Raw genomic sequence first — 21,765 nt, 5'->3', positions numbered from 1 at the left:
GCTCCTCGTCGAGGTCGTCCACCCGGTGCTGCGGGCTGAGCCCCGCCTGCCACAGCGTCTCGTCGGCCAGCAGGTTGCCGACGCCCGCGATCGCGGACTGGTCGAGCAGCCGGGCCTTGAGCGGCGCCGTGCCGCGGCCGATGCGCGTGCGGAACTCCTCCCGTCCGATCTCGCCCGCGTCGGGTCCGACCCCCGACAGGTCCGGGTCGAGGCGGACCCGACCCAGTCGCCGCGGGTCGAGGAGCCGCAGCGACCCGCCGTCCTCGAAGCGCAGGGTGAAGCGGAACCACTCCTCCTTGCGCCGGTCGGCGTGGCGACCGGCGTAGTCGCCGCCCACCGACTCGTCCCCGCCGTCGGCCGCGGCCGTGACGAGGATCCGGCCGCTCATGCCGAGGTGCAGGCCGAGGTGCGGGCCCTCCTCGTGCTCGTCCCGCTCACCGTCCCGCCCCGACGTGGTGAGCCACATCGACTTCCCGCGGCGGTGGGCGGCGAGGAGCGTCCGCCCGAGCAGGGCGTCGCGGATCTCGCCGGGTGCGTGCGGGCGGCACTCCCACGTGTCGGTGTCGTCGACGTCGGCGATGGTGCGCCCGAGCGCGGCGCGCTCGATGACGGCGCGGGCGGACTCGACCTCCGGCAGCTCCGGCACGGCTCAGGGACCCAGGAGACCGCGGACGTAGCCCGCCTGGCCGGCGTGCTGCGCGCCGTCGTCCGCGACGCTGACGAGCCGCACCCCGAGGGTGACGGGCGGGTCCCACCGCTCGTCGACGACGCGGTCGAGGTCGTCGGCGCCGACCGTGCGCAGGTAGGCCACGCTGGCGGCGTGGGTCGCCCGCAGGTACGCCGCCAGGTCCTCGGCGCTCGCCCGGACGGCGGCGACCTGCTCGGACGTGTGCCCGTAGCCGGTGTCGGACTCCTCCAGCGGGAGGGCGAGACGCGCGGCGTACCCCTGCGTCGTCCACACCTGCGCCGTGCCCGCGACGTCGGCGACGTGGTCGTCCTGCACGCGGGTGAGGTGCCAGACGAGCCACGCGACGGAGTTCGCGTCGGGGCCGGGCCGGGTGGCGAGCTGCTCCTCGGTGAGGCCGTCGACGGCCGCGAGGGCGTTCTCGAGCACGCGGTCGTAGGCGTCCTCGAGCAGCTGGGCGGGGGTCACCTCAGTCCTCCTGCGGGATGGTGACGGCGATCTTGCCGCGGGTGCGGCCCGACTCCGAGGCGCGGTGGGCGTCGGCGAGCTCGTCGAGCCCGTACGTCGCGGCGAGGTCCACCCGCAGGCGTCCCGCGTCCACGAGGGCCCGGAGCTCGTCGAGGTGCGCCGCCTCGGGACGCACGAAGACGTAGTGGCCGCCCATCCCGAGCACGGCGTCGGCGTCCACGACGGAGGCGACGCGCGACGTGTCGCGGACCTGCTGCGGGGCATCGGCCAGGGCGTCGCCGCCGATGAGGTCGACGACCGCGTCGACGGGCGCGGAGAGCTGGGCGCTGATCGGCCCCTGCGTGTGGTCGATGACCTCGGCGACCCCTAGCTCGCGCAGGTGGGCGTGGTTGTCGGGCCGCGCGGTGCCGATCACCGTCGCGCCACGGGCGACCGCGACCTGCACCGCGAACTGGCCGACGCCACCCGCGGCGGCGTGCACGAGGACCCGGTCGCCGGCACCGACCTCGAGCGCCTCGACGACCAGCTGCCAGGCGGTGAGGCCGGCCAGCGGGACCGCAGCGGCCTCCTCGAAGGTCAGGCCCTCGGGCTTGCGCGCCACCGTGCGCTCGGGCGCCGCGACGAGCTGGGCCGCCGTGCCGAGGGCGACGTCGTCGCGCCGCACGTAGCCCCAGACCTCGTCGCCCGGCCGCAGCCCCGAGCGCACCGCGGGGCCGACGGCCTCGACGACGCCCGCGACGTCCCAGCCCGGCACGATCGGCAGGTGGTGGGGGAAGGCGCCCTGCAGGTAGCCCTCGCGGACCTTCCAGTCGACGGGGTTGACGCTCGTCGCGCGGGCACGGACCAGCACGACGTCCGGTCCCACCGGCGGGTCGTCGACCTCCCGCACCGCGATGACGCTCGCGTCGCCGTACGTCTCGTAGACCGCTGCTCGCACGTGCACCTCCTGCTCGGGGAGGGGCTCGGCTCCGAGCCCCGCCGACCATCGTGTCGCGGCGGCCAAGCGGCCGCCGATCGCCACGACGGCCACGGCGTCTCAGGTCACCGCGGCGGTGCCCAGCACGGCGAGCAGCTCGAGCTTCTCGTGGCTCTCCGACCCGGGCTCGGCGGTGTAGACCATCAGCCGGTGCGACTGGTCGGGGTCGAGCAGCGTCTGGCAGTGCACCTCGATCCGGCCGAGGGTGGGGTGCTGGTAGCACTTCAGCTCGTGGGGCTCGAGGCCGACCTCGTGCGCGTCCCACAGCTCCCGGAACTCGGCGCTGCGCTCGAGCAGCAGGTCGGCGAGCGCGGCGGCCCGTGAGCCGGGACCGCGCAGGCCGACGATGGCGCGCAGGCCGGAGGCGTAGAGCCGGGACAGGAACGCGTGCTCCTCGGGGACGTGGCGGTCACGGGCGGCGGGATCGGTGAACCAGCGGTAGCCCCGGCTGCGCTCCGGGCCCGTCAGGTGGGTCGTCGGTCCGGTCAGGGCGACGGAGAGCGGCGTCTGCCGCAGCGTGTCCCCGAGCTCGGTGACGATCTCGGCCGGCGTGTCCGCGAGGCGGTCGAAGATGCGGAGCAGGCCCGGCGACACGTGCTCGCTGCTGGCGCCCCGCGGCGGCGGGCGGTGACCGAGCAGGCGGAACAGGTGGTCGCGCTCGGCGAGGCTCAGGTGCAGGCCCTGGGCGAGCGCGGCGGCCATCTGCTCGGAGGGCCGCGGGCCGCGCTGCTGCTCGAGGCGCGTGTAGTAGTCCGTCGACATGTGGCACAGCGCCGCGACCTCCTCGCGCCGCAGGCCGGCGGCGCGCCGGCGCGGCCCGCGCGGCAGCCCCACGTCCTCGGGCTGCAGCGCCTCCCGGCGCCGGCGCAGGAAGTCGGCCAGTCCCTCGCGATCGACCACGGTTCCCCCTCTCGGTGCCTTCCTACCGCGTCCGGGCCCGGGGTGCCACGGATCGTCGGTCCCCCCGTGCGGCGGGGCGGGTGCGCCACGGGGGGACCGGCGGGTCCTCCCGCGCGGCGTCCCGGCGGCGCAGGGTGGAGGACGACACCGATCGCCAGGAGGCGCCATGACCCGCTCGACCCCCCGTCCGTCCGTCCCCGACCTGACCGGCCGCCGGGTCGTCCTGACCGGCGGCAGCGACGGCATCGGACTGGTCCTCGCCCGCCACCTCGCCGGCGCGGGCGCCGACCTGGTGCTCGGCGTGCGCAACCCCGCCAAGGGGGAGGCGGCGGTCGCCGCGATCAGGGCGGAGCACCCGGACGCCCGCGTGACGCTCGGGTCGCTCGACCTCGCCTCGCTCGCGTCGGTCGAGGCCTTCGCGACCGGGCTGCGCGACGAGGGGGGCCCCGTGCACGTGCTCCTCAACAACGCGGGGGTGATGACGCCGCCCGAGCGCCGCACCACCGCGGAGGGCCACGAGCTGCAGCTCGGCACGAACCACCTGGGTCACGTCGCCCTCGTGGCCCACCTCCTGCCGCTGCTGCGGGCGGGACGGGCGCGGGTGACGTCGCAGACCAGCGTCGCGGCCCGGAACGGCTCGGTCCAGTGGGACGACCTCGACGCGGAGCGGTCGTACGACGCGATGCGCGCCTACCAGTCGTCCAAGACCATCCAGGGACTGTTCGCGCTCGAGCTCGACCGTCGCAGCCGTGCGCACGGATGGGGCATCACGAGCAACCTGTCCCACCCGGGCGTCGCGCCGACGAGCCTGCTCGCCGCCCGGCCCGAGATGGGGCGGTCCGGCGACACCCGCGAGGTGCGCCTGATCCGGCTGCTCTCGCGGGTCGGCATCGTCGGCACCCCCGAGTCCGCCGCGCTGCCCGCGCTGCTCGCGGCCACCGCCCCGGGCGACGCCGGCGGTCGGTTCTTCGGCCCGCGACGTCCGGGCGGGCTCGCGGGCGCGCCGGCGGAGCGCCCGCTCTACCGGCCCCTGCGCTCGGAGGCCGACGCAGCCCGCGCGTGGACGGAGTCGCTGCGTCTCGCGGGCGTCGGCTTCCCGACGGAGGGGTGAGCCGCGGCGTACGGCGGGGGAGGCGTGCCCGGGAAAGGGCGAAGGCCCCGCGAGGATCTCGCGGGGCCTTCGTGCTCGTGGGCAGGGGCGGGGTCGAACCGCCGACCTATCACTTTTCAGGCGATCGCTCGTACCAACTGAGCTACCTGCCCGAGCGGGGTAGACCATACCGCAGGCCGCGGCGCCCCACGAATCGGATCTCGCGGTCGGTGGCGCCCCGCGGGTGCGCGGAGGGGTTCGTTGGCGGCGCTCCGGGCCCCGCCCTATGCTGGTGCGCGCGTCCGGCCCCCATCGTCTAGCGGCCTAGGACCCCGCCCTTTCACGGCGGTAGCGCCGGTTCGAATCCGGTTGGGGGTGCGACGAACCAGGCCGCTGGAGCTCGATTGTGAATCGGGCGCGAGTGTGCGTTATGGTTCACCGGCTCCTGCACCGCAGGGGTTGAGCAAGGCCCCGTAGCGCAGTTGGTTAGCGCGCCGCCCTGTCACGGCGGAGGCCGCGGGTTCGAGTCCCGTCGGGGTCGCCGACACCACCGCCCCGGATCTCATCGAGATCCGGGGCGGTGGTCATTGCAGGCCGGTTCCCGGTCACCCGCGAGGATGGGCCCATGCCCGTCGACCTCGACCGTCCTGCCTTCGAGCTGCTCGTCGACCGCGCGCTCGACGGTATCCCCGACGAGCTCGCCGCGCTCGTCGACAACCTCGTCGTCCTCGTCGAGGAGGAGCCGCCGGAGGGGGAGCCCGCCGACCTGCTGGGGCTGTACGACGGGGTGGCCCTGACCGAGCGCGGCTTCGACTACGGCGGGGTGCTGCCCGACCGCGTCTTCGTCTTCCGCAAGCCGCTGCTCGCGATGTGCGAGGACCTGGAGGAGCTCGAGGACGAGGTGCGGATCACGGTCGTCCACGAGATCGCCCACCACTTCGGCATCGACGACGCGGCGCTGCACGACCTCGGCTGGGGGTGACCCCCGCGGGTGGGCCCGGATCAGCTCGCGTGCCAGGACTCGTTGCGCGGCTCGACCCAGGGCGTCGGCACCTCGCCCGCGGCCTGCGCGGAGATCTCGCCGAGGAGCCAGCGCTGGAAGTCCCGCTGCTGCTCGGAACGGGCCAGCGACAGGAGGCGCTGGGTGCGGCAGAACGCGTCGGCGAGGTCGAGCAGGTCCCGCATCTGGTGGGACAGGTCGGCGGCCGGCTGGCCCACCGTCAGCAGGAAGTCGCCGGTGGCTCGGCCCGCCGCGAGGCCCGCCTCGACGCTGCCGGCGATCCCCGCGTGGTCGATGTGGTTCTCGAAGAGGTCGAAGACCCGGGAGAGCTCGTGGGCGAGCGGGTAGTCGTCCTGGTGGGCCAGGGAGAGCAGGCGCACCTCGCGCCGCAGGTCGCCGTAGTGGCGGCGGAAGTCCCGGTAGGGCAGCAGCGGCATCCCGCGCAGCCGCACGAACACGGTCGGCACCCGCTCGATGTCGCCGGTGGTCAGGGTGATGTCGAAGACCTCGCCCTCGAGGTCGGCGTCGAGCCGCGGCTCCGGCACCGGCTCGAACCACACCACCTTGCCCTCGGGGACGATGTCGGCGCCCCAGGCGGCGGAGTTCATCGCCACCAGGCCGAGCCCGCGGCCCACGGTCATGAGGAAGCCGAACTCGTCGTCGTCGGCGTCCCCCAGGTCCACCTCCGGGGCCGAGACGCTCGGCGGCACGCGCGAGCCGTCGGCCACCTCGAAGCGCGGGTGGACCCGGGTGCCCCGCACGCGCACGGTGATGGGCTCGGTGGCGTGGAGGAGCGCGTTGGTCACGAGCTCGGAGACGCCGAGCTCGGCGGCGTCGAGCAGGTCCTCGCGGCCCATGTCACGGCAGACCGCAGCGGCCCAGCGCCGAGCCTGCTGGACACAGGTCGGGCCGGGCTCGAGTCGGACGGCCTCTCGGCTCTGCGGCATCACGCCAACCTTCGTCGTCACAAGCGCGCGTCAGCCCGAGCGGGACGCGGGGGTTCGGTCATCTGGCGCCTGCTTCCCCCCGGCGATGTGGTCGAAACCACCGCGCTCGATGTGCTTTGTGTCCTAGGTAGGAGAAGAATGGTCACCGGCCCCACACATCGGCGAGGAAGGGTGGGTTCATGAACCAGCAGAGCAGCGCAGGTCGGCACAAGGTCGTGGTGATCGGTTCCGGCTTCGGAGGGCTCTTCGGCACGAAGGCCCTGCGCAAGGCACCGGTCGACGTGACGATGGTGGCCAAGACGACCCACCACCTGTTCCAGCCGCTGCTCTACCAGGTGGCGACCGGCATCCTGTCGCAGGGCGAGATCGCCCCGCCGACGCGCGAGGTGCTGGCGAAGCAGAAGAACGCCACCGTCCTCCTGGGCGAGGTCACCGACATCGACCTCGAGAACCGGATCGTCACGTCGCACGTGCTGGGTCTGGAGACCCTCACGCCCTACGACTCGCTCATCGTGGCGGCGGGGGCGGGCCAGAGCTACTTCGGCAACGACCACTTCGCCGAGTTCGCCCCGGGCATGAAGAGCATCGACGACGCGCTCGAGCTGCGTGGCCGCATCTTCGGCGCCTTCGAGCTCGCCGAGATCGCCGCCGCGCGGGGGGAGAAGGTCCAGGACCTGCTCACCTTCGTCGTGGTCGGCGCCGGCCCGACGGGCGTCGAGATGGCCGGGCAGATCGCCGAGCTCGCCCACCGCACGCTGCGCACCGACTTCCGCCACATCAACACCGAGAAGGCGCGCGTCGTGCTCGTCGACGCCGCCCCGCAGGTGCTTCCGCCGTTCGGCGAGAAGCTGGGCGCCTCGGCCAAGGGCTCCCTGGAGAAGCTGGGCGTCGAGGTCAAGCTGGGCGCGATGGTCACGTCCGTCGACCAGGACGGGCTCGACGTCAAGTACAAGGACGGCTCGACCGAGCGCATCAACTCCACGGCCATGATCTGGGCTGCCGGCGTGCAGGCGAACTCCCTCGGCAAGACCCTCGCCGAGCAGAGCGGCGCCCCGCTCGACCGCGCCGGTCGCATCGGCGTCAACCCCGACCTCACCCTCCCGGGCTACCCGGAGGTCTTCGTCGTGGGCGACATGATCAGCCTCAACAACCTCCCGGGCGTCGCCCAGGTGGCGATCCAGGGTGCGAAGTACGCGGCCAAGGAGATCCAGGGCCGTCTGCAGGGCAAGGCCCCGCAGAAGCCGTTCAAGTACTTCGACAAGGGCTCGATGGCCGTCATCGGCCGCTTCCGCGCCGTCATGATGGTGGGCAACAAGATCCGTGTCAGCGGCATCATCGCCTGGCTGTCGTGGCTCGCGGTGCACCTGATGTACCTGACCGGCTTCAAGAACCGCGTGACCGCGCTGCTGCGCTGGTTCGTCTCCTTCGTCGGTCGCGACCGCTCGGAGCGCACCATGACGGAGCAGCAGGTCTTCGCCCGCCGGGCGCTCGCGCGCCTCGAGGGCGGCGCGCGCGACCTGGTGAGCCGGGACGACACCAAGGCCGAGGAGGCGCTCGAGGCGCGTCGTACCGAGCTGGAGAAGCAGGCCGCGGAGGAGTCCCGTCTGACCGACGCGGGCGAGCGCGGCGTCGCCGTCGGGTGAGCCACGGACACGGGCACGGGCACGGCCCGTCGGTCGGCGCGGTGCGCACCGACCGGCGGGCCGTGGTGCTGCTCCTGGGGTTCCTCGCCGTGGTGCTCGTCGGCACCCTGTCGGGGCTCGTCGCCCTCTGGCCGTCGGACGCCGACGCCGTCGACGACGTCCAGTACGCCGCGGAGGGCGTCACCTTCGTCGACGCGGAGGTCGTGCGGGTCGAGGACGCGTGCCCGGTCATCGCGGTCGGCCCGGGTCTGCCCGAGCCCGAGGGCGGCGCCGACCAGGCCTTCCCCGAGAACTGCAACACCCTCGTCGCGCGGCTGAGCGAGGGCCCGGAGGAGGGTGACGAGACCCGCGTGCAGACGGAGGCGTCCGTCGTGCGCTCCGGTCTGCGGGCCGGCGACGAGGTCGTGCTCATGCGCGTCCCGCCCGTCGAGGGCCAGCCGGAGACGGTCTACGGCTTCTCCCACCCCCACCGCGACGCGCCCCTGCTGGCCATGACGATCCTCTTCGTGGTGGTCGTCGCGGTCATCGCCCGCGTGCGCGGCATCCTGGCGCTCGTCGGCCTCGGCTTCGCCGCCGTCGTGCTCTGGGGGTTCATGATCCCCGGGCTCCTGGCGGGGGAGAGCGGCATCGGGGTCGCGGTGGTCGGCTCGATCGTCATCATGTACGTCGTCCTCTACCTGGCCCACGGACCCTCGCTGCGCACCAGCGCGGCCCTCGCGGGGACGCTCCTGGGCATCAGCGTCACCGCGCTGCTCGGCGTCTGGGCGGTCGGCGCGGCGCGGGCTGTCCGGCATGAGCGACGAGAACGGCGAGTTCCTCCAGCTCTACGCCGACCAGCTCAACTTCAAGGCGCTGCTGTCGGCCGGCATCATCATCGCCGGTCTGGGCGTGCTCAACGACGTCACCATCACCCAGGCCTCGTCGGTCTGGGAGCTGCGGTCGGCCGCCCCCGAGATGACCCGGCGCGAGATCTTCTCGCGCGGCATGCGGATCGGGCGCGACCACATCGCCTCGACCATCTACACGATCGTGTTCGCCTACGCGGGCACGGCGCTGGGCGTGCTCCTGCTGCTCTCGCTCTACGACCGCCCGATCGCCGACGTGCTCTCCTCCGACATGCTGAGCGAGGAGGTCGTGCGCACCCTGGCCTCGGCGATCGGCCTGGTGGCGAGCGTCCCCATCACGACGGCGATCGCGGCGGCGACGGTGGCCCCTCCGGGCGCCCCGCCCGCCGCCGGGAAGCGTGCGCTCAGAGGTCGCGGCGGTAGCGACGTACCGCCTGCATGAACGCCACCGGGTCCACCATCGAGCGGTCGATGGTGACCGGACCGAGGCTGCGGCGGTGGATCTGCAGGCGCCAGCTCCGCTGACCGGGGGTGCCGTGCTCCTCCACGTCGAGTTGCACGTTGGTGAGGTCGAACGACGACGTGCTGGTGGCGCGGGTGATGTGGAGGACGCCGCGGTCGATGACCACCGTCGTGGGTGCGGAGCCGGCGCGCACGGCCCACACGACGAGGGTCAGCACCGCGGCCACGCCGGCGAGCGCGGCGTCGGCGACGTCGCGGGTGTCGTAGGCGACCCACGCCATCCCCGCCGTCACGAGCAGGCCCGCCACGATGAGGAGGGTCGCGGTGACCTGGCCCGTCCGCGGCGACGCGAACTGGACCCGGAGCGGGGTGCGCTCCTCGGCGGGCCGGGAGGCCTCGTCCCGGGTACGCCGCCCCACCGGCTCGGGCGCCTCCGCCGCGGTCTCGTCGTGGGCGGCCGCGCGGGCCGCGGCCGCGCGCTCCTCCTCGACCCGTCGTGCGGCCGCCACGAGCGGTGAGGCGGCGGCCGTGGAGCTGGCGGAGTCCTCCGGCTCGGGGGCCGGCTCGGGCTCGGGGGACGGCGCGGGGGCCGGCGCGGGCTCCGGGTCGGGACGCCGGAACGCCGCGACGACCGACTGCGCGATGTCGTGGGTGCTGGTGGGCGGCGGAGCCGTGCTGATGTGGCGGCCCGCCGTGTCCTCCGGCGGGAGCGGCGGGTTGGCGGGGTCCGCTGCCTGGCCGGGGTAGAGGTCGACCGCAGTGGCATCGACCGGGGCAGGGTCGAGCACCGCGGCAGGGTCCGGCTCGGGCTCCGGTTCTGGCTCCGACGGCTGCAGGGCGGCCAGCACCGACGCGGCGGCGGAGTTCTGCGTGACCACGGGCGGCGGCACGGCGGCGGGTCGGGCGGGGGTCTCGGGCTCCGGTCCGGGGTCGGGTTCCGGCTCGTCCCGTCCGAGGGGGCTGTCGTCGTCGAGGCCGACGAGCTCGATCGGGCCGGTGAGCGGGTCGACGGGATCCTCGGAGCGCGGCTCGTCGGCGCCCTCGTGGTCGTCGGCGCCCTCGTGGTCGTCCGCGCCCTCGTCGTCGTCCGGGGCGTCGGCGTCGCGGTCCTCGGCCGGGTCAGGCGACGCGGCGGGGGGCAACGAGGGCAGCGGACCGCTCGCCGTGAGGACGTCGCGCTCGTCCGGCGGGTGCGTCGCGGCGCTGCGCGCATCGTCGGTGTCCCGGAAGGCCGCGAGCACCGAGGCGGCCGCCGCGTGCTGCGGTGCCACCTCGGGCTCGGGCTCGGGCTCGGCCTCGGGTTCGGGTTCGGGCTCCGCTTCGGGCTCGGGCTCGGGCTCCGGTTCGGGCTCGGGCTCCGGTTCGGGCTCGGGCTCCGGCTCGAGCGGCTCGGGTTCCGGCGCGGGTTCCGGCGCGGTCGCGACCGGCGCGGGCGCGGGCTCGGGGTCGACGGGGGCGTCGGCAGCGACGTACGTCGGGGTGGTAGCGGGGGCCTCGGAACGCTCCACGGGGTCGGGGCCGGTCGGCTGCGCGGACGCACCGCTGCGGGCGGCCGCGCGCCGCTCGCGCATCTCCAGCCACCGGCTCCGGAGGTCGGAGGGCCGGTTCCCGCCGTCCAGTGGATTGCTCATGGGCAGAAACTACGTCGTGCGCGGGGGCCCGCGCGAAGGAATCCCCCTGCGACGCGCCGACGGGGTGACGCGGACCCGCCGAGGCGTGTTGTCGCGATTCGCCGGACGCATCACCACCCCGGTGCCACACTGGTCCTCGGGTGGTGGCCGAGACCCGAGACTCGGCCACCACCCCTCGAATCCGGACCCGCGTCGTCTCCCCCGTCGGCGCGGGTCCTCTTCGTCCAGGGGTGGGTACCGGCGCGAGGTGTCCCTGCCACGCCCGCTCGCCGACCTGGCCCTGCACCCCGCCCCCGCGGTCGCGGTGAAGGCGGCGGTCGCCGCCGTGCTCGCCTACCTCGCCGTCGTGCCGTGGGGCGGGGTGGCGTCGCACTACGCCTACTACGCACCCCTCGGTGCGGTGGTCACCGTCTCGACGACGACGGTGCACTCGGTGCGCACGGCCGTGCAGTCCGCGGTCGCCATCGGGATCGGTGCCGCGCTCGCCGTCACGGTGACGATGACCGCCGTGCCGACGCTCGCCGGGATCGCGACGGTCGTGGCGCTCGGCAGCCTGCTGTCCTGGTGGCGGCGGCTCGGGGCGATGGCCTCCTGGGTGCCGGTGTCGGCGCTCTTCGTGCTGCTCCTCGGGGGTGGTGACCCCGGGGCGTACGTGCTGGGGTACCTCGGCCTCACCGCCGTCGGCGCCGCCGTCGGTGTGCTCGTGAACGTGGTCCTGCCCTCCCTACCTCTCGCCACCGCCGACGCGGCGCAGGCCGAGCTGCGTGCCCTGCTGGCGGACCAGCTCGACGACCTCGCCGACGGGCTCCGGCAGGAGTCGCTGCCGCGGCCCTCCGAGTGGGAGGGCAGGTCGCGGGACCTCACCACGCCCACGCGCACCCTCGAGGCCCTCGTCGCCCGGGCCGCCGAGGCACAGCGTGGCAACTGGCGCGCCCGCCGCAGGCCGGACCCCGCGCGGTCGACCGTCACGCACGGCCGCGCGCTGGGATGGCTCTCCTACGAGGTGGAGGAGATCCTGCGCACGCTCGCCCGCGACGAGCACGCCGAGCGCGACGAGGTCGCCTTGGGGCCCCTGCTCCGTCCCGCGGCCGCCGACGCGCTCGCCGCCGTCGCCGCGGTGCTGCGGACCGTGGGGGAGGGCCGCGAGCCCGCGTACGGCGAGGCCGACGCCGCCGTCGAGCGCTTCGCCGACGCCGTGAGGGAGCGCCAGCGCGCCGGAGCCGACACCTTCGTCGCATCGGCCCTCGTCGTGGCGACCCGGCGGGTGCTCGACGCGACGGACCCGCAGGTCGTGGTCGCCGCCCGGTCCTGAGACACTGGGCGGCGGCCGGTTCCCGACGGGGCCGCCGCGGGCCACTAGCTCAATGGGCAGAGCATCGGACTTTTAATCCGCTGGTTCAGGGTTCGAGTCCCTGGTGGCCTACCAGAACGAGGTCTGACCTGCGGGAACGCGATCGGTGCCGTGGGTCGTCGAAGTCAATCCAACGTTTATCCAACGTTTTGAGCCGTGGCGCGTTGTCAGAGGATGTCGGCGGCAATCTGCTTCAGATGGACACCCGGCTCACGGTTCCTCGCGACACGGACCACGTCATCGCGGAACTCCTTCGGGTGGGGCTTCGGCACAGTGCACATCCTTCCAGCGACACCTCTCGGCACCACAGGTCAGATGTCACCTATCCGTGCAGCAGTCCCTGTCGAGCTCCTGTGGGGAGAAGGTGTGAGGGTTCGACATTGGTAATGGGTGGTCGTCGCTGCGGTCGTGAGTTGCAACCGGAACGGCGGGTAGGCGGCGTGCCCGGTGGCATCGCCCGATTGGAGCGGTGTTGCGCGCGCGAAGATGCCTTTGCGGTAAGTGCTCTGGTGTCGGTTCCTGGGTCTATGGCGCGGGGTGCTCTTCGGCGCCTGAGACCTCACCCCTCTGGGATGATCCTGTTGCGCAGCGCACCCCCTCGGAGACAGCCCAGGAGAACAGATGACCAACACGAGATCCACCGGGTCGATCCAAGCCCGGGTCGTCGAGGCCATGCGCCAGCGAATCGTCGGCATGGAGCCCGGCGGCGCGCTCTCCGAAGTGGTCCTCGCGGAAGAGTTTGGTGTCAGTCGCACTCCGATCCGAGAAGCCCTCAAGCAACTACAGACCGAGGGTCTGGTCGAGATCCGCCCCCGCGTCGGCACCTTCGTCGCGGCGCCCTCCCGGCGCGAGATCACGGAGTTGTTCGAGATGAAGGAACTCCTCGAGGGTGCGGCTGCGCGACTGATGGCACAACGGGGCCGAGTCCCCGAGCTCGATCTCCTGGAGGAGAAGATCGAGCAGGCCGACCGCGCCGTGGCCAGCGACGACCGTGCGCGCTATGCCGAGCTCGTCCACGAGTTCCACGACCTGCTGATCCAGGGCTGCGACAACCAGAAGCTCCAGGCGCACTACCGCACGCTGATGAACCAGCTCGCCTACGCGCGCCTCGTCCAGACGTCGCTGGACCAGCCGGGCCGTCCTCTCGAATCGGAGCGGGAGCACCAGATGGTGCTTCAGCTGATTAAGGACAAGGACGGCGACACCGCCGAGCGCGTCATGCGCGAACACGTGCGCGCCAGCCGCCGCGCGCTGCTCGCTGGGCTCCCGATCGATTGATCAGTCAGTCGCACGGTAAAGCGGACCCCGCTCCACCACAGACTCCAGCATGTCGACGTATGTCTCCACGTCGTCGTGGACCGGCCGGGGTGTCCCTTGGTGGTATTTGAGCGTCTCGCGGACAGTAGGGCTCAGGTAGTAGGCGCCCGTCGTGAGCAGCGTCAGTGCGAAGAACTCCTCCGGATGCGACGACGCGAGCAGTTCGACGGCTACCGTGGCCTCTGTGTCGACGGTTAGTTCCAGAGCTCGGGTGAAGGCCTCGGCGAGGTCGGGACGGTAGGACAGCGCATCGTCGATCAGGCCATCCTGGGTCCCGGCTCCGGTCGCCGTCGGCAGGCTGCCAGTCGCCGGGATGAGCACGTCGGCAAGGCGTGCAAAGGTGTCGCGCTGGTACGTCGAGAGTGTGCTCATGAGGACACCTTCTGGTTACGGCGATTCTTGGTCATCTGGCGTGTCGCGCGGAGCGCGATCGCCATGATCGTTGCGGTCGGGTTCACGCCTGAAGAGGTGACGAAGACGCTACCGTCCATGATGAACAGGTTCGGTACGTCGTGGCTGCGACCGTACTGGTCGACGACCGAGGTCGCTGCGTCATCGCCCATCCGCGCCGTCCCGCTCATGTGCCAGCCGGAGTCGCGGCCCATCCCGACTATCTCGGTCGAGATCGCGCCGGCTGCCTCGTGTGCCTCGACGGCACGGGCGGCGTGCCACGCCAGCAACCGACGGGTGTTGTCGTCGACGGTGTAGGTCATCCGGGGCGCCGGGATGCCGTCTGCATCTGTGAGCGCGGGGTCGAGGGTGACGCGGTTGTGCTCGTGAGGAAGGTCCTCCGCGATGATGCCCCACTCGGCCGAGCGGCCGAGATAGCGATCGGTCGTGGAGTGAAACCCCGGCCCGAACTGCTCGGTCCAGGGAGTACCTCGATCCCACCAGTGACGGGCGACTGGCCCACCGGTCGGCTGGAGGTGCCACTTGGCGCCACGGAGGAAGCCACGCGACGGGTCCGACTCGTAGAACTGCATGGACTGCAACGACTGCCCGAGGGGGCCAAGCCAGCTTTCGAGGTCGTCGTCATACGTCCCGATCACCGAGGCATAGGGATGCATCATCAGACGCTTGCCGACCAAGCCGGACGAGTTGGCGAGGCCGTCGGCGAACAGGCTCGAGGCGGAGTTGAGCAGCAGACGCGGGGTGCCGATGGTGTTGGCCGCCATGATCACGACCTGTGCGGCCTGATGGCGCGTGACGCCGGAGCGGTCAACGTATTCGGCGCCCGTGGCGAGGCCCTGCGCGTTGGTCGTCACCCGGCTGACCCGGGCGCCCGTGACCAGGTGGGCGCCGAGGCGGACGGCCTCACGCCAGTGCGTGACGTCCGTGCTCCCCTTGGCGCCGGCCGGGCAGCCCTGCTCGCACGTGCCGAACCGCTGGCATCCGTCGCGCGTGCCCGTCGCTCGTGAGGCAATCGCGTTGGGAGCGGGCCACCAGTGCCAGCCGAGCTTGTCCATGCCGCGGGCGGCACGAAGGCCGTACGTGCCGATCGGCAGCGGTGGCAGGGGGAACTCGTGGTCGTCGGGGTACGCCGGATCGCCGGCGAGGCCGGAGGCGCCCACGTCCCGGGTGACCTCGTCGTAGAACGGACGGAGGTCCTCGTAGGTCAGCGGCCAGTCGTCGGCCACCCCGTCGAGCGTCCGAACGCGGAAGTCGGACGGCAGGAACGCGGCACCAGTGGGCGCTGAACAGCACCGTGGTGCCACCCACGCCGTTGAACATGAGCGGGTTGAAGGCCGAGGTCTCAGCGGCGACCGGGTAGTCCGACTCGTTGGCGCGGACGTTGGGGTCCGAGCTCCACTGCTTGAGGCGGGTGAGCTCGAGCTGGGGCTTGTCCCCTACGTAGTCCGCCGGGTTCTGCCACTGTCCCTGTTCGAGGCAGACGACGCTGAAGCCCTGGCGTACAAGCTCCAGGGTTGCGACGGCGCCGGCGGCGCCGGCGCCGATCACCAGTACGTCGACTGTGGCGGGCATGTGTCGCGAGATGTTGTGGAGGTTCATGATGCTTCCGTGATCTGGCCCGGGCCCGAGGCACCCGCGCGTGAGCGGTTCAGGAAGAGAGCCCACCGAGGACGACCGTACGCGTCTGTGTGAGTGACTCCAGGACATAACGCCCTCCGACCCGGCCGGTCCCGCTGTGCGTGCCGGCACCGCCGCCGAAGGGCAACTGCGGCTCCCAGTGGTTCGAGGACTCGTTGATGTTCACCCACGCGGCCTTGACCGAATCGGCGTAGCGCAGGCCCTTGGCGTAGTCCCGCGTATAGATGGAGGCCATCAGCCCGTAGGGGAGCGCATTGGTGAGCGCGATGGCGTCCTCGAGCGAGTCGACCGGGATGATCGGCGCGATGGGTCCGAAGGTCTCCTCCTGGGCGACGACGGAGTCGCGCGCGACCCCCGTGAGGATCGTGGGCGCCCAGTACAGCGAGGTCGGCAGGTCGGATCTTGCTGTGCCTCCGTGGACGAGTGTGGCTCCTCGCGCGATCGCATCCTCCACGTGGTGCTCCATCTTGGCAGCGACGCCCTCGTTGTTGAGCGGGCCCATCGTGGTCTCGGGATCGAACGGATCACCGAGGCTGACGTCCTTGTGCGTGGCCTCGGTCAGACGGAGGGCGAACTCGTCGGCGACGTCGCGGTGCACGAGGATCCGCTCCGCGGCGGCACAGCTTTGACCTGCGTTCAGGAAGCAGCCGACGATGGCGCCTTCGACTGCGCGCCCGAGGTCCGCGTCGTCCATCACGACCATGGGGCCGTTGTTGCCCATCTCGAGGATCTGGATCTTGCCGGCAGCCCGGCGGCCGACCGCGTATCCCGTGGCTGTCGATCCGACGAACGCAATGGCGGCGACGTCCGGATGGCCGGCGAGTTCATCGCCGACGACCGGGCCGGGGCCGGGCACGAAGTTGACCGCACCGGCCGGGAGACCTGCGGCCTCGATGCACCGCATCAGCACCGCGCTGCAGTACGTCGTGCTCGGCGCAGGCACCCACACCACCGCGTTGCCGACGGCGAGCGCTGGCGCGATGATCTGGGCGGGCATCGTGTAGGGCCAGTTCCACGGCGTGATCACACCGACGACGCCGACGGGTCGTCGCTCGACCAGTACGCGCGAGCCGGTCAGCATCGTCGATGGTAGGTCGCCAGCGAGCCGGATGGCGTCCTCGGCGGCGCCGCGCCAGTAGCCGACGAGGTCGTCGACCTCATGGTAGGCCTCGGCGTAGAGCGCCTTGCCCTGGTCGAGCGTGAGGGCCCGGGCCAGCTCCTCCTTGCGCTCCAGGCAGATGTCGGCGAGCCGGTGCAGCAGGGCTGCTCGTTCGTGGACGTTGGTGCGGGACCACTTGTCGAAGGCAGTGCTCGCTGAGGCGACTGCCCGCGCCACGTGGACTCGGCCTCCCTGGCTGACCTCGGCGATCAGCTCGCCGGTGGCCGGGCTGGTGGCTGGCACCCGCTCGCCGGCAGCGAGCCACTCGCCGCCGACGAACAGATCCACGTCGTGCACGATGCTCATGCCACCGCGTCCTCGGCCTCGGGCGCCGAATCCGCTGTGCGCTGGTTGAACCCCAGGAGTGTCGACAGAGCAGGGAGGCGGGAAAGACAGAGGTAGAGGACGGCGGCCACGAGTGCACCCGCGACGTACGACCAGTCACCCCAGGTCGGGTTCGCAGCAGCGACGGGGCCGGTGTACCTCGTCCACATCCAGAAGGGGATGGAGGCAAGTCCGCCGCCGATCCACGCGACGAAGCCCCATTCGACCGCGCGCCGCGGATCGAACAGCTCGCCGATGCGCGTCGCGTCGCGCCGCCCGCCGACCCAGTAGTCGAGCACGAGCACCGTGACGAACGGCGCGATGAAGTAGGCCGACAGCAGGAGGAAGTCGTAGAACAGGGTGTAGATGTTGTCGTGGAGCACGATCCCGGCCACGAGAGCGATGGCGGTGATGATCGCGGCGCCGATGTGCCGCGGCACTGGGATGCGCAGGGTGAGGATCGAGAGCGCCCCGCCGTAGACCGTCAGGGCGTTGGTCGGGATGCAGGCGAAGACAAGTGTCAGCATGGCGAGCCAACCCCATCCGCCAGCGAGCTCCTCGATGGCTTCGACGGGCCCGTAGTTGCCGGCGAAGTTAGCGATCAGGATGCCGGTGCAACCGAGCCAGGCGGCGGGCACGAAGTTGCCCAAGGTCGTCCAGCCGAAGACCTTGCGGACCGAGGTGCTCTCCGGGAGGTAGCGCGCGAAGTCGGAGGCGAACGGTGACCAGGCGAGAAACCAGGCAAAGAAGTAGCCGGCAGCGGTGACGAAGCCGCCGAACGTGCCCATGTAGTAGGCCGCATCGGGGTTCGCGCCGTAGGACCAGTCGGCCTTGCCCATCGCAAGGATGGTGATGGCGAAGAAGAGAAGCACCAGGATGATGGTCGCGATCCGGTTGACGACGTGGAGCAGGTTGTAGCCCCACACGGCAAGCGCGCCGATGATCAGGAAGAGAGCGGTGCCACCCAGCCAGAAGGGCACGTCGACGAGCTGCTGCAACGCCTGAACCGCGAAGACCCCGTTGACGCCGGCCCATCCGACGGCGGCGAAGACGTTCACGAAGGCGACCGGAATGAAGTTGCCGTAGAAGCCAAGGCCGCCGCGCGCCTGAATCTGTTGGGGCACTCCTAGTCGCTGGCCCATCGTCGCGAGCGCCCCGATCATGCACGCTCCGAGTCCCGCTCCGACAAGCGCGGCTAGCAGCGAGACCCTCAGGGAGAGCCCAAGGACGGTCGGGAAGAAACCGACCGCGAGAAGGCTGAGCGTGAGGTTGGCCGCGGTCCACGTCGTGAACTGGTTGAACGGCTTGCCGTGGCGCTCGGAGTCCGGGATGTGTTCGATGCCGTAAGGCTCGACCTTGGCAACGCTTCCGCGGTAGCCGAGGTCGGTGTGCGGGTCACCCGTGGTGGCCATGACCTTCTCCTCTCGGGAGATGTTCAGTCGAGTGGGGCTCGATGTCGTGGCTCTTCCAGCTCCATCGCCGAGAAGCCCTTGCATGCAAGGAAACGTTACGGATGCCTCGTTAGGACGTCAAGATCGGTCTTGGGTCCCGCAGCACCGGTAGTTGCAGTGCATGGCAATGAGTCGTGATTCGGCTCCTGCCATGCAACAAGTTGGATGGTCGGCTGCGCCGCCATCGACGGCACCAGGCTTCATCCGGTCGATACACCCGCCGCACTACCGATCCATCGGAGAACGGATCGAAGCGGCGAGATCTCAATCTTCGGCGTGCGCATAACGCCGTACATGGCGAACTTCCCCGGCGACGCCTACGGCGGGCGCGCTCCGCGCGCTGCCGGACCAGGCCGCTTACAGCTCTGCCCGCCCACCGGACGATTTCCCGCAGGACACCGTGCTCACCGACTCACCGACCGACTGCGCCGCCGTGCTGTCCTTGCGCTCTGCGCCCACGGGCGGGGACAGCATCGGAGAGCAGGCGGCACGAGCCGATAGGTGCCACTGCGGCGCGGAATTGGTGGCGAACCGCGGCTGCGGTACCCGGTGGCGTGAGCCGGTCCGGTCCGACCCGAGGACTGTCCGCGGCGGCTCTGGCGGCAACTGCTGGCGCCGGACCGCAGCCAATAAGCTAGACCTGATCAGCTCCAGTCCACAGAGATGTACTGGGTTTCGGTGAAGGCTTTCAGGCCGTCTCGGGCGCCTTCCCGGCCTAGACCCGACTGCTTGAACCCGCCGAATGGAGCGGCCGGGTCGGAGACGATGCCGCGGTTGATGGCAACCATGCCGGCCTCGATCCTCTCCGCGAACTTGAGCGCCCACCTGAGGTCGCCCGAGTACACGTACGACGCCAGGCCGAACTCGGTGTCGTTGATCTGGTCCAACAGGTTGCTCTCGTCGGTCCAGGTGACCACCGGAGCGACCGGGCCGAAGACCTCGGTTCGTACAACTTCGGCGCCTGCCGGAACGTCGACGAGCAGAGTCGGCGGGTAGAAGTGGCCCTGAAGGGTGCTGGTTGGAGCTTGGTGGCTGATGCGGGCTCCGCGCGCCAAGGCGTCCTCAACGAGGCTGGTCATGCTGGCCACGGCTTTGGCCGAGATCAGGGGGCCGACCGCAGTGCCGTCCTCGAAAGCGGAGCCGACATGTAGCGCCTCGATCGCATCGCCGAATTTCTCGACGAAGGCGTCGGCGACATCGGCGTGGACGTAGAAGCAGTTGGCGGCAGTGCACGCTTGGCCGCCGTTGCGAAACTTGGCAACCATCGCGCCCGCAACGGCAGCGTCGACGTCGGCGTCTGGCGCCACAACGAAAGGCGCGTTGCCGCCCAGCTCCATGGACGGGTTCACGACGCGGTCGGCGGCTTGACGCAGCAGCAGCCGGCCGATGCCCGTGGAGCCGGTGAAGGAGATCTTGCGGACCCGATCGTCGGCGAGCCAGGTGCCCACGACGGACCCGGGGTCGGTGGTGGTGACGACATTGACGACCCCCGCGGGAACGCCGGCCTCCTCGAGGATGCGGACAACCGCAAGAGCGGTCAAAGGGGTCTCCGCGGCGGGCTTGAGGACGACGGTGCAACCCGCGGCGAGTGCGGGGCCGATCTTCCGGGTCGCCATCGCGGCCGGGAAGTTCCACGGGGTCGCCAGAGCGGCTACACCGACCGGGTGGGAGGTGACGATCGTGCGGGCGCCGCCAGCGGGGGACTCGCCGTAGTCACCGGCGGGACGGACCGCTTCTTCTGCGTTCCAGCGGAAGAATTCTGCGGCGTATGCGACTTCTCCCCTAGCGTCGGCGAGTGACTTTCCGTTCTCGGCGGCGATGATCGCGGCGAGCTCGTCGGCGCGGCCCCGCATCAGCTCGAACGCTCGGTGGAGTGCCTCGCCGCGGACCCGGGGCGGGGTCGCCGCCCAGGCTGGAAATGCCTCGGTGGCGGCGTCGACCGCCGCGTTGGCCTCGGTTGCGCCGGCGTCGGCGAAGGTTGCGAGACGTTCGCCTGTGGCCTTGTCGACGACGGTGAAGGTCGCACCGGAGGCGGCGGCTAAACCACGGCCGGCGATGTGCTGGCCGCGTTCGGGGTCGAGGGCAGCGATGGTGCCGTGGACGGTGGCTGGAATGAGGCGGGTGCGTTGGGGAGTCGAGGTCATGAGGAAGTCCGATTTCGTCGGGGAGGCGATGGCAGACGCGAGAGGTTCAGTGGGCCTGGGCGCCGTGCTGGTGGTCGTGGTGAAGGCCGGCGAAGAGCGCGCGGCGGCTGGCGCGCACGTGCTCGCGCATGACGCGCTCGGCGCTGTCGCCGTCCTTGGCCATGATCAGCTGGAGGACGAGGTGGTGCTCCTGGTCCGATTGCAGCGGGCGGCCGGGCTGGGACAGGGACGTCGTGACCAGCCTTGGATAGGCGAGCTGGTTCATCAGTGTCCGGTAGTGAGCTTCTAGCTTGCTGTTGTCGGCGCCGCGGATCAGCAACTGGTGGAACTCCTGGACGAGCGCGGCGTACCAGCGCCGGTTGTCCCGGGCGACAGCCTCATTCGCATCCTCGAGGTTGAGCAGGAGTTCGTCTATCTCGGGCACCCTTCCCCGCTGGGCGAGGAGTCGGGCTGCGGCGCCCTCGAGGAGCTCCTTCATCTCGAAGAGCTCGGTGATCTCGCGCCGCGAAGGGGAGGTCACGAAGGTGCCGACCCGAGGACGGATCTCGACCAGGCCCTCGGTCTGGAGTTGCTTCAGCGCTTCCCGCACCGGGGTTCGGCTGACGCCGAACTCCTCGGCGATCGCGACCTCGGAGAGAAGCGCGCCGGCGTCAAGCGATCCGCTGATGATGCGCTCGCGCATCGCGGCGATGACGCGTCCCTGGATCGATGGGGGGGCTTCGCCGTGGGGTCGGCTCATTCGTTGCTCCACCCTCCGTAGTGCGCTGCCCATGCTGGAAGTGTCCGACCGGTGCTCAGCCGAGCGGCGCGAGTGCGCCACCGTCGAAGAACCTGCCGGCGCTGTAGATCATTGGGTCCGCTTCGCTCACGGCGACGTGGATGACCCGGCAGATGAACACGGTGTGCGTGCTTGCCCGCAGCCGCTCCCGGATCGCGACCTCCATCTGGGCGCTGCTACCGGTGATGAGTGGGCTGCCGAAGGGGCCCGGCGTCCAGTCCACGCCGGCGAACTTGTCGTCAGAGCGGGTGGCGAAACGATTGACGACGTCGACCTGCCCGGTCGACAGGATGTTGATCGCCAGGTGGGACGCGCGGAAGAGGCAGTCGTGGGTGCTGGAGGTGTGCTGGACGCAGACCATCACGGTTGCGGGGTCGAGCGAGATGCTCGAGAACGCGTTGACGGCAAGTCCCTTCGGTGTCTCGTCGTCCAGCGTCGTCACGACGGTGACACCGGTGACGAATTGACGGTTGACCTGCTTCATCAAGTCGAGATCGGGCTTCGTGAGTGCGGTGTTCATGGAGGTCTCCGATGTCCTTCTCGTG

18 protein-coding genes, 4 tRNA genes and 3 pseudogenes are annotated in these 21,765 nt (G+C 71.3%); 10 read left to right on the top strand and 15 right to left on the bottom strand.

What is annotated here, in order from left to right; all coding sequences use genetic code 11:
* Position 1 precedes the first annotated feature (1 nt).
* The 4 genes and pseudogenes from QE405_RS20980 to QE405_RS13895 form a co-directional block, all read right to left on the bottom strand.
* Positions 2-646, bottom strand: a pseudogene (locus tag QE405_RS20980) (DNA-formamidopyrimidine glycosylase family protein); the annotation flags it as partial.
* A gap of 3 nt (positions 647-649) precedes the next feature.
* Positions 650-1,153 carry a mycothiol transferase gene (locus tag QE405_RS13905; protein ID WP_307201688.1) on the bottom strand — a complete coding sequence of 168 codons (504 nt, stop codon included), beginning with the start codon at positions 1,151-1,153 and terminating at the stop codon, positions 650-652.
* A gap of 1 nt (position 1,154) precedes the next feature.
* Positions 1,155-2,183, bottom strand: coding sequence for an NADP-dependent oxidoreductase (locus tag QE405_RS13900; protein WP_307201687.1), 1,029 nt, complete (start codon positions 2,181-2,183; stop codon positions 1,155-1,157).
* Between the two features lie 6 nt (positions 2,184-2,189).
* Positions 2,190-3,029, bottom strand: a complete 840-nt coding sequence (locus QE405_RS13895) for a helix-turn-helix transcriptional regulator (RefSeq protein ID WP_307201686.1) — start codon at positions 3,027-3,029, stop codon at positions 2,190-2,192.
* A gap of 166 nt (positions 3,030-3,195) precedes the next feature.
* Here QE405_RS13895 and QE405_RS13890 point away from each other — a divergent pair, with 166 nt between their 5' ends.
* On the top strand, positions 3,196-4,140 hold the full coding sequence (locus QE405_RS13890) for an SDR family oxidoreductase (RefSeq protein ID WP_307201684.1): 945 nt from the start codon (positions 3,196-3,198) through the stop codon (positions 4,138-4,140).
* A 78-nt stretch (positions 4,141-4,218) separates the two neighbouring features.
* Here the strand turns inward: QE405_RS13890 and QE405_RS13885 are convergent.
* Positions 4,219-4,292, bottom strand: a tRNA-Phe gene (locus QE405_RS13885).
* 132 nt (positions 4,293-4,424) lie between these two features.
* Here QE405_RS13885 and QE405_RS13880 point away from each other — a divergent pair.
* The 3 genes from QE405_RS13880 (at position 4,425) to QE405_RS13870 (ending at position 5,101) form a co-directional block, all read left to right on the top strand.
* Positions 4,425-4,497, top strand: a tRNA-Glu gene (locus QE405_RS13880).
* Positions 4,498-4,586: 89 nt separating this feature from the next.
* Positions 4,587-4,660 (top strand) — tRNA-Asp (locus QE405_RS13875).
* 84 nt (positions 4,661-4,744) lie between these two features.
* The gene (locus tag QE405_RS13870) at positions 4,745-5,101 is read left to right on the top strand and encodes a metallopeptidase family protein (RefSeq protein WP_307201682.1); all 357 of its coding nucleotides are present in this window, start codon (positions 4,745-4,747) and stop codon (positions 5,099-5,101) included.
* A gap of 20 nt (positions 5,102-5,121) precedes the next feature.
* Here the strand turns inward: QE405_RS13870 and QE405_RS13865 are convergent, their stop codons facing one another.
* Complete coding sequence (locus QE405_RS13865) at positions 5,122-6,066, bottom strand: ATP-binding protein (RefSeq protein WP_307201680.1); 945 nt, start codon at positions 6,064-6,066, stop codon at positions 5,122-5,124.
* Between the two features lie 179 nt (positions 6,067-6,245).
* Between QE405_RS13865 and QE405_RS13860 the strand changes: the two genes are divergently transcribed.
* The 3 genes and pseudogenes from QE405_RS13860 to QE405_RS13850 all read left to right on the top strand — a co-directional run bounded on the left by QE405_RS13860 (position 6,246) and on the right by QE405_RS13850 (position 8,996).
* Positions 6,246-7,709, top strand: a complete 1,464-nt coding sequence (locus QE405_RS13860; RefSeq protein WP_307201679.1) for an NAD(P)/FAD-dependent oxidoreductase — start codon at positions 6,246-6,248, stop codon at positions 7,707-7,709.
* 410 nt (positions 7,710-8,119) lie between these two features.
* Positions 8,120-8,431 (top strand): annotated as a pseudogene (locus tag QE405_RS20975) (YibE/F family protein); the annotation flags it as partial.
* A gap of 70 nt (positions 8,432-8,501) precedes the next feature.
* Positions 8,502-8,996 (top strand): YibE/F family protein, encoded by a 495-nt coding sequence (locus QE405_RS13850; protein WP_307201675.1) that lies wholly within the window; start codon positions 8,502-8,504, stop codon positions 8,994-8,996.
* Here QE405_RS13850 and QE405_RS13845 read toward each other — a convergent pair.
* Complete coding sequence (locus QE405_RS13845; protein ID WP_307201673.1) at positions 8,959-10,647, bottom strand: hypothetical protein; 1,689 nt, start codon at positions 10,645-10,647, stop codon at positions 8,959-8,961. The genes QE405_RS13850 and QE405_RS13845 overlap by 38 nt on opposite strands.
* 247 nt (positions 10,648-10,894) lie before the next feature.
* Here QE405_RS13845 and QE405_RS13840 point away from each other — a divergent pair, with 247 nt between their 5' ends.
* From QE405_RS13840 to QE405_RS13830, 3 genes are all read left to right on the top strand, one after another.
* A complete protein-coding gene (locus QE405_RS13840; RefSeq protein WP_307201671.1) occupies positions 10,895-11,959 on the top strand; it encodes an FUSC family protein in 1,065 nt (354 codons plus the stop codon).
* Positions 11,960-11,997: 38 nt separating this feature from the next.
* A tRNA-Lys gene (locus tag QE405_RS13835) sits at positions 11,998-12,073 on the top strand.
* Positions 12,074-12,619: 546 nt separating this feature from the next.
* Complete coding sequence (locus tag QE405_RS13830) at positions 12,620-13,276, top strand: GntR family transcriptional regulator (RefSeq protein ID WP_307201669.1); 657 nt, start codon at positions 12,620-12,622, stop codon at positions 13,274-13,276.
* Here QE405_RS13830 and QE405_RS13825 read toward each other — a convergent pair whose 3' ends face one another.
* From QE405_RS13825 to QE405_RS13795, 8 genes and pseudogenes are all read right to left on the bottom strand, one after another.
* The gene (locus QE405_RS13825) at positions 13,277-13,687 is read right to left on the bottom strand and encodes a hypothetical protein (RefSeq protein WP_307201667.1); all 411 of its coding nucleotides are present in this window, start codon (positions 13,685-13,687) and stop codon (positions 13,277-13,279) included.
* A complete protein-coding gene (locus QE405_RS13820) occupies positions 13,684-14,952 on the bottom strand; it encodes a GMC family oxidoreductase (RefSeq protein WP_307201665.1) in 1,269 nt (422 codons plus the stop codon). Before QE405_RS13820 ends, QE405_RS13825 begins: the two co-directional genes overlap by 4 nt.
* Before the next feature lie 241 nt (positions 14,953-15,193).
* A pseudogene (locus QE405_RS20970) lies at positions 15,194-15,298 on the bottom strand (FAD-binding protein); the annotation flags it as partial.
* Between the two features lie 76 nt (positions 15,299-15,374).
* Positions 15,375-16,829 carry an aldehyde dehydrogenase family protein gene (locus QE405_RS13815; protein WP_307201664.1) on the bottom strand — a complete coding sequence of 485 codons (1,455 nt, stop codon included), beginning with the start codon at positions 16,827-16,829 and terminating at the stop codon, positions 15,375-15,377.
* Positions 16,826-18,259 (bottom strand): purine-cytosine permease family protein, encoded by a 1,434-nt coding sequence (locus QE405_RS13810; protein ID WP_307201662.1) that lies wholly within the window; start codon positions 18,257-18,259, stop codon positions 16,826-16,828. Before QE405_RS13810 ends, QE405_RS13815 begins: the two co-directional genes overlap by 4 nt.
* 683 nt (positions 18,260-18,942) lie before the next feature.
* The gene (locus QE405_RS13805) at positions 18,943-20,442 is read right to left on the bottom strand and encodes an NAD-dependent succinate-semialdehyde dehydrogenase (protein WP_307201660.1); all 1,500 of its coding nucleotides are present in this window, start codon (positions 20,440-20,442) and stop codon (positions 18,943-18,945) included.
* A 46-nt stretch (positions 20,443-20,488) separates the two neighbouring features.
* Positions 20,489-21,181, bottom strand: a complete 693-nt coding sequence (locus QE405_RS13800) for a GntR family transcriptional regulator (protein ID WP_307201658.1) — start codon at positions 21,179-21,181, stop codon at positions 20,489-20,491.
* A 55-nt stretch (positions 21,182-21,236) separates the two neighbouring features.
* On the bottom strand, positions 21,237-21,740 hold the full coding sequence (locus QE405_RS13795; RefSeq protein ID WP_307201656.1) for a flavin reductase family protein: 504 nt from the start codon (positions 21,738-21,740) through the stop codon (positions 21,237-21,239).
* Between the last annotated feature and the right edge of the window lie 25 nt (positions 21,741-21,765).

It is taken from the genome of Nocardioides zeae, from assembly GCF_030818655.1.
Lineage (GTDB): Bacteria > Actinomycetota > Actinomycetes > Propionibacteriales > Nocardioidaceae > Nocardioides > Nocardioides zeae_A.
Note: the sequence above shows the minus strand (reverse complement) of the source record. Positions and strands in the feature narration are given on the sequence as shown.

What these genes read in the sequence shown, in the direction of transcription:
- QE405_RS13890 (WP_307201684.1), top strand. Translation starts at nt 3,196, where the DNA reads ATGACCCGCTCGACCCCCCGTCCGTCCGTCCCCGACCTGACCGGCCGC.
- QE405_RS13870 (WP_307201682.1), top strand. Translation starts at nt 4,745, where the DNA reads ATGCCCGTCGACCTCGACCGTCCTGCCTTCGAGCTGCTCGTCGACCGC.
- QE405_RS13865 (WP_307201680.1), bottom strand. Translation starts at nt 6,066, where the DNA reads ATGCCGCAGAGCCGAGAGGCCGTCCGACTCGAGCCCGGCCCGACCTGT.
- QE405_RS13860 (WP_307201679.1), top strand. Translation starts at nt 6,246, where the DNA reads ATGAACCAGCAGAGCAGCGCAGGTCGGCACAAGGTCGTGGTGATCGGT.
- QE405_RS13850 (WP_307201675.1), top strand. Translation starts at nt 8,502, where the DNA reads ATGAGCGACGAGAACGGCGAGTTCCTCCAGCTCTACGCCGACCAGCTC.
- QE405_RS13845 (WP_307201673.1), bottom strand. Translation starts at nt 10,647, where the DNA reads ATGAGCAATCCACTGGACGGCGGGAACCGGCCCTCCGACCTCCGGAGC.
- QE405_RS13830 (WP_307201669.1), top strand. Translation starts at nt 12,620, where the DNA reads ATGACCAACACGAGATCCACCGGGTCGATCCAAGCCCGGGTCGTCGAG.
- QE405_RS13825 (WP_307201667.1), bottom strand. Translation starts at nt 13,687, where the DNA reads ATGAGCACACTCTCGACGTACCAGCGCGACACCTTTGCACGCCTTGCC.
- QE405_RS13815 (WP_307201664.1), bottom strand. Translation starts at nt 16,829, where the DNA reads ATGAGCATCGTGCACGACGTGGATCTGTTCGTCGGCGGCGAGTGGCTC.
- QE405_RS13810 (WP_307201662.1), bottom strand. Translation starts at nt 18,259, where the DNA reads ATGGCCACCACGGGTGACCCGCACACCGACCTCGGCTACCGCGGAAGC.
- QE405_RS13805 (WP_307201660.1), bottom strand. Translation starts at nt 20,442, where the DNA reads ATGACCTCGACTCCCCAACGCACCCGCCTCATTCCAGCCACCGTCCAC.
- QE405_RS13800 (WP_307201658.1), bottom strand. Translation starts at nt 21,181, where the DNA reads ATGAGCCGACCCCACGGCGAAGCCCCCCCATCGATCCAGGGACGCGTC.
- QE405_RS13795 (WP_307201656.1), bottom strand. Translation starts at nt 21,740, where the DNA reads ATGAACACCGCACTCACGAAGCCCGATCTCGACTTGATGAAGCAGGTC.